Origin of the sequence: Alcaligenes sp. PF14 (assembly GCF_037150615.1) — a bacterium.
Lineage (GTDB): Bacteria > Pseudomonadota > Gammaproteobacteria > Burkholderiales > Burkholderiaceae_B > Alcaligenes > Alcaligenes phenolicus.
Window position 1 is genome coordinate 427,348 of record NZ_JBAGRS010000005.1, and the last position, 8,109, is coordinate 435,456.

Here is an 8,109-nt window from a genome sequence, read left to right on the forward strand (position 1 = left end):
TGTTCTCCTTATGCCACGTAGCACAGCACTTCGCCACCGACGCCAGCTGCACGTGCTTTGCGATCGGTCATCACGCCGCGAGACGTGGACACGATAGCAACACCCAAGCCGTTCATGACTTGAGGGATGTGTGTGCTGCCTTTGTAGATGCGCAGTCCAGGACGCGAAACGCGGTCGATGCGCTCGATGACTGGCTGGCCGGCATAGTATTTCAGGGTGACTTCCAGTTCTGGCTTGGCTTTTTCGCCAACGATACGGAAATCTTCGATGTAGCCTTCGTCTTTCAGCACAGCAGCAATAGCTGCTTTCAGCTTCGAGGAGGGCATGCTGACCGATGTCTTGTTGACCATTTGCGCGTTACGCACGCGGGTCAACATATCGGCGATTGGATCGCTCATGCTCATGTGTATTTCTCCTACCAGCTGGCCTTGGTCATACCGGGGATCTCGCCGCGCATTGCCATTTCGCGCACTTTATGGCGAGTCAAACCGAATTTCTTGAAAACACCACGAGGGCGACCGGTGATAACGCAGCGGTTACGTTGACGGGTCGGGTTCGCGTTGCGTGGCAATTGTTGCAACTGCAAACGAGCTTCGTAGCGCTCTTCGTCAGACTTGGACTGGTCGTCAATGATCGCTTTCAGTGCTGCACGCTTGGCGGCGAATTTCTCAGCCAGCTTGGCGCGCTTGATGTCGCGATTGATGAGGGAAAGTTTAGCCACGTTGCGCCCCTTAGTTGCGGAACGGGAAGCTGAACGCGCTAAGCAGCGCCTTGGCCTCTTCGTCCGTCTTGGCAGAAGTAGTGATGCTGATGTTCAGACCACGCACTGCGTCGATTTTGTCGTACTCGATTTCGGGGAAAATGATTTGCTCTTTAACCCCCATGTTGTAGTTGCCACGGCCGTCAAACGCACGACCCGACACACCACGGAAGTCACGAACGCGTGGCAGAGCCACAGCGACCAGACGATCCAGGAATTCGTACATGCGTTGACCGCGCAGGGTCACCATACAACCGATCGGGTAATCTTCGCGAATCTTAAAACCGGCAATAGCTTTGCGGGTTTTCGTGATAACGGGCTTCTGACCAGCAATTTTGGTCATGTCCGATACCGCGTTCTCGATAATCTTCTTGTCAGCAACCGCTTCCGAGACACCCATGTTCAGAGTGATCTTGGTGATGCGGGGTACTTCCATAATGCTCTTGTACTCGAACTGCTTTTGCAGATCGGCAACCACTTTTTCGCGGTAGAACTCTTGTAAACGTGCCATGTTATCCGCCCCTTAAGCCTTGGCGCCAACGGCTTTGCCGCTGGAACGATAAACACGCGTCTTCTGACCGTCGATCACCTGGATACCAACGCGGTCGCCCTTGCCGGTTTCTGGGTTGAACAGTGCAACGTTCGAGATGTGGATAGGCATGGTCTTGTCGACGATACCACCCTGCGTGCCAGCCATAGGATTGGCTTTAACGTGTTTTTTGACTACGTTGATGCCTTCCACGATGACGTGGTCTGCATCGACGCGTTGCAGTACTGTGCCACGGCGTTTTTTATCACGGCCGGTCAGCACAATAACTTCGTCGCCTTTACGAATTTTTTGCATTTTTTCGCGCTCCTTACAGCACTTCGGGAGCCAAGGACACGATCTTCATGAACTTCTCGGTACGCAGTTCACGCGTAACGGGTCCGAAGATACGGGTGCCGATGGGTTCCAGCTTGGCATTGAGCAATACGGCGGCATTGCCACCGAAACGAATCAGCGAACCGTCTTTACGGCGCACGCCCTTAGCGGTACGAACCACTACAGCGTTGTAGATTTCGCCTTTTTTGACGCGTCCGCGCGGGGCCGCTTCTTTAACGGTAACTTTGATGATGTCACCAATTGCGGCATAACGGCGCTTCGAGCCGCCCAGCACCTTGATGCACATTACGGAACGCGCACCTGTGTTGTCGGCCACGTCCAGCGTGGTCTGCATTTGAATCATGATTTTTCCTGTTCCAACTTAATTGCAACGATCCAGTCAAAATGACTGGGTCACACAACCAGTTTTGGTCCCGTCAGATTCGGATCCAGCCAGTTCGATACCGTAAACCCGATCTCGATCTGGTCCGGCAAGCCGAACCCTAGGTTGAAATCTTGCGAGAGACAAAACGTTGTATTACCAACTTCAATCCGGATAGGCGACTAAGCCTCTCCGGTCAAAATAAAGAGGTAAGCCACATATACTAGCAAATAAGCCCCAGAAAAACAAGGATTTATTTGCTAAGGCCTTGGCACGACGGCGTTTTCGCGCAACAACTCGTCCAGCTGGGCACTATTGCTGCCTCGGGTTACCCGGCGCAAACCTATCCCCAATTCCTGCAGGCTCTGCAGGAACGCTGTCAGCAAATGTCGGCCACCCACCTCGGCCTGCAGCGTCTGGGCGCGCTCATCGTCCAGGACAATATATTTGAGTGCCATCATGTGCAACCACAGAATCGATTCGGGCTGCTCCAGAACACGACGCAGACCAAATTGCACACCCAAGGGCCGCAATTTATCCACGAAAGCGACCGTTTCCACATCGTGCTCACTCAGGCAATAAGCATCCAGTTCGATAATCAGACGCCGGGCCTTGTCACCAGCCTTGGTCAGAACCTCTGCCACCTGATCTGCAAATCCAGGCTTGATCACCGATGCCCAGGAGACACGGACACTCAAACTGCCCTCCTTATCGGCTAACCAGTCGCTTGCCAGCTCCATCGTACGCAAGTCACACTGCCACGACAGACCCAGACGCACCGCCACCGGAATGAACAAATAGGCAGGCAAACTGGCCTGTCCCGGTTGCTCGGGCAACAAATTCAGGGTTGCATCGTGAATCTGGCCCGCTTGCCCCCAGACTTCAACGCCCGGCTTCACACTCAATTCAATCCGGCCTTGCTCCAGACCACGCTCAATACGTGAATGCCATTCCTGCTCACCAATGGAAGAGCTCGCCTCGGAGTGAAGCCCTTCAGACGGACGGTATTCCACTTCCTGATGCCCTGCCCCTTCGGCGCGCATCAAGGCATTGTCCAAACGGGTCATCACGGCGCTGAGCGAGTCCTGACCTTCATAGTTCGTCATCGCCATGGACCAGCGGCACAAACTGCCATCGGGTAGAGGCTGGCGCAATTCCTGCAAGGCAGTACGCAGTTCCTGGGCAAAGCCCATCACTTGAGGACCCGTCTGGCCCTTGAGCAGCACGATAAAATCAGAGCCATTCAAGCGCGCCAGATTGCCTGCGTCCATGCCATTTTTCTGCAATAGCTCAGTACAACGCTGAGTCACCAGTTTCAGCCAGGCATCCACCGCGTCACGAGACAAGGAGGTATTCAATGGCAGCAAGTCCCGCTGACGGAACAACAGCACATGGCCGCCCTCTTCCTGTTGCAGCACCTGACGGAACATATTCACAAAGTACTTGCGATTGGCCAGGCCCGTGACCGGATCGCAGTTCAACTCCAACTGCAACTGCTCGATTCGGGCATTTTGCTCCTGGCTGCTGACACGGATACGTTTTTGCACCGTGCTTAAAGTATGTGTGACGGCTTCCAGCTCGGGGATCGTGCGCACTTTCTTGCGGCTGGGCACAGACTCGCTTTGATCCATCTGTTGCAGCTCGAACTGCACATGTTCACGCAAAGCCCGGCGCAACCAGGCCATGACCATCAATACAAACACGCCCCAGGCAATCCCGGCGCCCAGCACCAACAAGGTGACGCGCACAAAACTTTTCCACAAACTGGCGCGGGCGTACTCGTCAGCAGGTTGTACTTCGATCGTGCCAATCTGATTCCAGCCATTACTGACGTGGGCCGAGGCCACGGGTACATCAATCGGCAACGAGTTGGCGAACCACGCAGGCGAAGATCCGCTGATCTGCGTTTCTTGCTGAGCACTGCGCTCCACCAAGACCGTATCGGAGGTGTCAATAAAGCGGATACGCTCAAACTGCCCGGTATCGTACAAGGCGGCAATCAACAGCTCCTGTGTCACCGGGTCCTGGTTGCTGGGCTGGGATAAGGTCAAGGCCAGCGAAGTCGCGGCCGACTCACCCTGAGCCTGCAATTGACTGCTCAAATACTGCCTTGCCGAATCGACGCTGAACCACAGCGTGCCAATCAAGATAGCAAGAATCGCGCACGAGACACTTAGCAGGAGCTGTTTAAGTAAAGACATAGCGCTTCCGTATATTCCATAAATTCTGGTCTAGCCCACCCGACAAGGGTGTCCTGAGGGTCTGTTTCCAATTGGTGCTCAAGCCCAAGGGCCGGCACATCATCAAGGAACAAAACCTTCCTTACGCATTTTTTCCAGCAAACCACGCCAACGGCTGATGCTGTCTACCGAACCTTTCTGGGCATTACCCACATACACCCCTTGCGAATTGAAGCTGAACACAGGGGTTAAATCAGGACGCTGGCTGGCGGGGCGAATCGAGCCACTTAAATTATCCAGCAGCAAAGGCTCAGCTTGGGGCGTGGGATAGTAGCCCAGAACCATGTGCGCAATACTTTGGCCACCTACTTGAGCCCGCACATAAATCAATCGCAGTTTTTCATTGGGTACACCCAGGTGCAACAAGGAAAAATACTTGCCGATGACAAAGTCCTCACAGTCCCCCGCCGCTTTGCCCAAGGTCTCTATAGGCGTGGCCCAGTAGTCCAACTGGCCCCAGATATGAATGTCCTCGCCAGCCATCACATTCATATTCCAGAAATCATTCACGGCATCCAGCTGGCGACGCTCGCTTACACCACGGGCGGACTCCAGATTGGCCATCCACCGATCTACAGCCGCCCCGGCACGGGCACCAAAGCGGGAGACGGCGGTTTGGCGAATCTTGCTGACTTCGAACTGCAAGGCAGGCGCCGACAAAGGCAGCCACACCAAAACCAGCAGTGCGACCAGCACAAACAGCGCAATCCTAGATCGAAGAAAAAGGCGTAGCCAGGCAAGAGGCAAGAGCACGTCAATCCCAAATAAGCAAACCCTTATAACGGCGTTATAGCTTGCCTATTTAGTGAACGCTTGGCAATCGACAAAACGTCTGAACCCTCTATACATAGAGCTGGCTGTTAAACGGTCTCGAACTACCCCTGCAAAAAGAAACTGCAGGTCTGCAAACCGCAGATCCACCGCCTACAAGCTCAGCCTGGCCAGCCTTCCTGCTACATGCGTCCTCTTTCCTGTGACACCTCACGATCATAGTCACAAATGCCAAGCACCCACTATTGGCGCTGACGACAAGCTGCAGAAATAAAAAAACCCCACAAACCCAAAAAGGCTTGTGGGGCTCGGGCACTACCCGCAGGTAGTGCCTATCCAGTGAACCACTTAGAAATCAGAAGACTTCAAAGTACCGTCTTTCAGCGAGTTGGCGATCTGAGCTGCCTTCTCTGCGTCAAAGTCGATGTTGTCCAGAATGATCGTCTGATCGATCTGGCCGTTACCTTGAGAGCTGATACCGATTTCCATCTTGCCACTATCCGAACGGCTTACCGTCAGGTACTGGCTCAGGTTACCGTCGTTGATCTCATGACCTGAGAGCAAATCAGCGATATCCAGTGTGTCATTACCCACACCGAAATCCTTCACGTGATCCACGGCAGGCTTGCTTGTGGTGCCTTCATCACCCTTGTTCCACACAAAGGTGTCGTCACCCTCACCGCCGAACATGATGTCATCGCCGGCACCACCAATCAATGTGTCATTGCCACCTTGACCGTACAAGATGTCGTTACCGGCACCACCATCAAGAATGTCATTGCCGCCACGGGTATCACCTTCAACGTTGAAGGCTTCGTGATTCTCCTTAATGTAGGCATACAAATCTGCATTACTTGGAGCAACCCCATTCTTCAGCTCAAGGAATACCTTCAAGGCTTTCAACCCAGCGCCATCGAACAAGTCAGCAGGACGACCACCTGGAATTTCATACCATGGCAGCACATTACCGTCGGTATTGATTGCATCACCAAAGATGATGTCGTTACCAGCTCCACCCAGCACGTGATCATTACCTACATCCAGTAGCTCACCGCTAGTAGTTCCGCCCTGCAATGCAGCGGCCAGATCTTCGGCAGTATGCACGATCTCCGGCTGGCCAGCTTCGCCAGTCACCCACACAGGTCTCCTACTTGTACCCATATTGATTGACGTATCGCCAGTAACCTGAGTGTTATCAAAGAACTGCAAATAGTCCTCGTTAACACCACTACCTATGCCTATTCCGTGCACCTTGCTCATATCGCTCAGCGCCTTGAATGCGTCAATGGACTCTTTCATAACGTCAGCATCGGTAGAGCTACCCGTTCCAGCTACCTTACCCTTGCTATCCAGATAATAAGTGGGATCACCGTCCGTCAGGAAATATGTCAGGTTTTCAAAGTCCTGACCGGATTGCTTAGCTGCTTGTCCGTTAAACCAAGACACAGCCTGGTTAAACGCCGCCTCGTAATTCGTGCCGCCATTCGCTACCAGCTTGTTAAGCTCACTAATCAATTGCTGCACATTCGCGGCAGACAAGTTATCCAGTTTGATCGGGGCAGTGGCATTAGTATTGAAATCCACCAATACAACATTGACGACACCATCATGGTCTTTCAGGCTGTCAGCTAAACCCTTCAAGGCATTAATAGCCAGTTGCATACGAGTCAAGCCAGGCGTACCCGAGCTATTACGCATGCTGCCCGAGGTGTCTACAACCAGTGCAATGTTGTAATTCTTACCCGGTGTCACAATGGCCAATGTGCCGCCCGCATCAGCAAGAATAATGTCATCGCCCTGGCTACCATTTAGTGTGCCACCATCGTTACCGCCTTCAACAACGTCACCATGATACAGCGTCAAGGTGACAGGAACCTGTACTTCTTCAAAGTTACCGTCTACCGCCACTACCTTGGCGACCAGGTCTTCGGAGCCATCCGTTGTCACCGACACAGATCCCTTTCCGTTCCTATCCAAGGTAACTACATACTCCTTACCACCAATCTCCACCGTGGCCGTTGGGAAGGTAGTTTCAAAGTCATACTTGCTTGGATCAGGCGGGTTTGAGGTTTCAATGTCAAACACAACGTCGGATTCCATACCTGGAATACTGGTTGCATCATCGTTGATCACCTCTTTGTAGGAAATGGAATGCACCAGATAGTCATCGGTAGATCCGGGAGCTGTGAACTCTGCTTTCGTAAAGTTCTGACCACTACCAGGCTCAAAGGTATAAGCCAGATCGACTTTGTCTGAGCCGCCTGCTACCCGTTCAGTCTTGGTCACATCACCGTTCGCGTCGTAGTACGTAACCAAGGCCTGGGTGTTGGAACCACCGCCAGAAATGATGGCCCAACCGACTGAATTGCCCGCTGCATCAAAGAACTCAACCTTCGCTTTTTCAGAATTGGCTCTCCAGGCAAACTGAACATCAAAGGACTTGACCTCATTGTTGAATTCAACCGTGAGTGTTTCACCATAGCCCAGCTCTTTGTCGTCGCCATTCCCCGCCTGTCCAGACACACCAAAGCCATCATGGTCCGTACCTGTCACTGTAGAGACATTAGTAGTCTGACCATTTTTATCGGTGGCTGTCACGATAAAGCTGTCAGTGTTCCCGACATTACCCACATCAATTGTCGAGGTCTTCGTGACCGTTGCCTTAATGCTGACCGACGTTGGGTCGAAATCATCCACAATGACGGTACTTGCAGAATCCTGAGTACCCACAGACAGATAATCGAACGCATCATTAGCATCCACAACGCCCGTAATCTCTACCTGCAAGCCCTCATTAGGCTCTTTGTAAACGTCATCTACCGTATTAACAGTAAATTCTGTTTCGGACGTCCCACCCTGAATAGTCACACTATTCGGCAAGGTGCCCGTATCGCCCGCATTGGCGGCAGCGCCACTCCAATCAAGCGTCACATCGATACTTTGACCTGCTGGCACTGTGACCGCATTGCCCGCACCATCAACTAACTGCACGGTATAACGCAGTTCTCCACCCTCAGATACGCTGTTTTGATCAACACTAATCACGGCGTACACAAAGCTTGTATCGACGATCAGACCCTCGGCCACCAACGTG

At 52.8% G+C, this 8,109-nt stretch carries 8 protein-coding genes; all 8 read right to left on the reverse strand.

Annotated features, from left to right (window positions below):
• Positions 1 to 8 precede the first annotated feature (8 nt).
• Entirely contained in the window at positions 9 to 404 is a 396-nt protein-coding gene (rpsH, locus tag WFM49_RS13445) for a 30S ribosomal protein S8 (protein WP_009459979.1), read from the reverse strand.
• Positions 405 to 415: 11 nt separating this feature from the next.
• Positions 416 to 721 carry a 30S ribosomal protein S14 gene (gene rpsN, locus WFM49_RS13450; RefSeq protein ID WP_003805371.1) on the reverse strand — a complete coding sequence of 102 codons (306 nt, stop codon included), beginning with the start codon at positions 719 to 721 and terminating at the stop codon, positions 416 to 418.
• A gap of 10 nt (positions 722 to 731) precedes the next feature.
• A complete protein-coding gene (rplE, locus tag WFM49_RS13455; RefSeq protein ID WP_009459981.1) occupies positions 732 to 1,271 on the reverse strand; it encodes a 50S ribosomal protein L5 in 540 nt (179 codons plus the stop codon).
• A 12-nt stretch (positions 1,272 to 1,283) separates the two neighbouring features.
• On the reverse strand, positions 1,284 to 1,604 hold the full coding sequence (gene rplX, locus WFM49_RS13460) for a 50S ribosomal protein L24 (protein WP_003805373.1): 321 nt from the start codon (positions 1,602 to 1,604) through the stop codon (positions 1,284 to 1,286).
• Positions 1,605 to 1,617: 13 nt separating this feature from the next.
• Positions 1,618 to 1,986, reverse strand: coding sequence for a 50S ribosomal protein L14 (rplN, locus tag WFM49_RS13465; RefSeq protein WP_003805375.1), 369 nt, complete (start codon positions 1,984 to 1,986; stop codon positions 1,618 to 1,620).
• Between the two features lie 278 nt (positions 1,987 to 2,264).
• On the reverse strand, positions 2,265 to 4,205 hold the full coding sequence (locus WFM49_RS13470) for a bifunctional diguanylate cyclase/phosphodiesterase (protein ID WP_336973711.1): 1,941 nt from the start codon (positions 4,203 to 4,205) through the stop codon (positions 2,265 to 2,267).
• 102 nt (positions 4,206 to 4,307) lie between these two features.
• Complete coding sequence (locus WFM49_RS13475) at positions 4,308 to 4,940, reverse strand: transglutaminase-like cysteine peptidase (protein WP_336973713.1); 633 nt, start codon at positions 4,938 to 4,940, stop codon at positions 4,308 to 4,310.
• Positions 4,941 to 5,363: 423 nt separating this feature from the next.
• Positions 5,364 to 8,109: type I secretion C-terminal target domain-containing protein (locus tag WFM49_RS13480; protein WP_336973715.1), on the reverse strand; the 2,746-nt coding region annotated here is incomplete at its 5' end.

Bases quoted from the DNA above. Each gene is read 5' to 3' on its own strand.
- rpsH (WP_009459979.1), bottom strand. From the start codon at position 404: ATGAGCATGAGCGATCCAATCGCCGATATGTTGACCCGCGTGCGTAAC.
- rplE (WP_009459981.1), bottom strand. From the start codon at position 1,271: ATGGCACGTTTACAAGAGTTCTACCGCGAAAAAGTGGTTGCCGATCTG.
- rplX (WP_003805373.1), bottom strand. From the start codon at position 1,604: ATGCAAAAAATTCGTAAAGGCGACGAAGTTATTGTGCTGACCGGCCGT.
- rplN (WP_003805375.1), bottom strand. From the start codon at position 1,986: ATGATTCAAATGCAGACCACGCTGGACGTGGCCGACAACACAGGTGCG.
- WFM49_RS13470 (WP_336973711.1), bottom strand. From the start codon at position 4,205: ATGTCTTTACTTAAACAGCTCCTGCTAAGTGTCTCGTGCGCGATTCTT.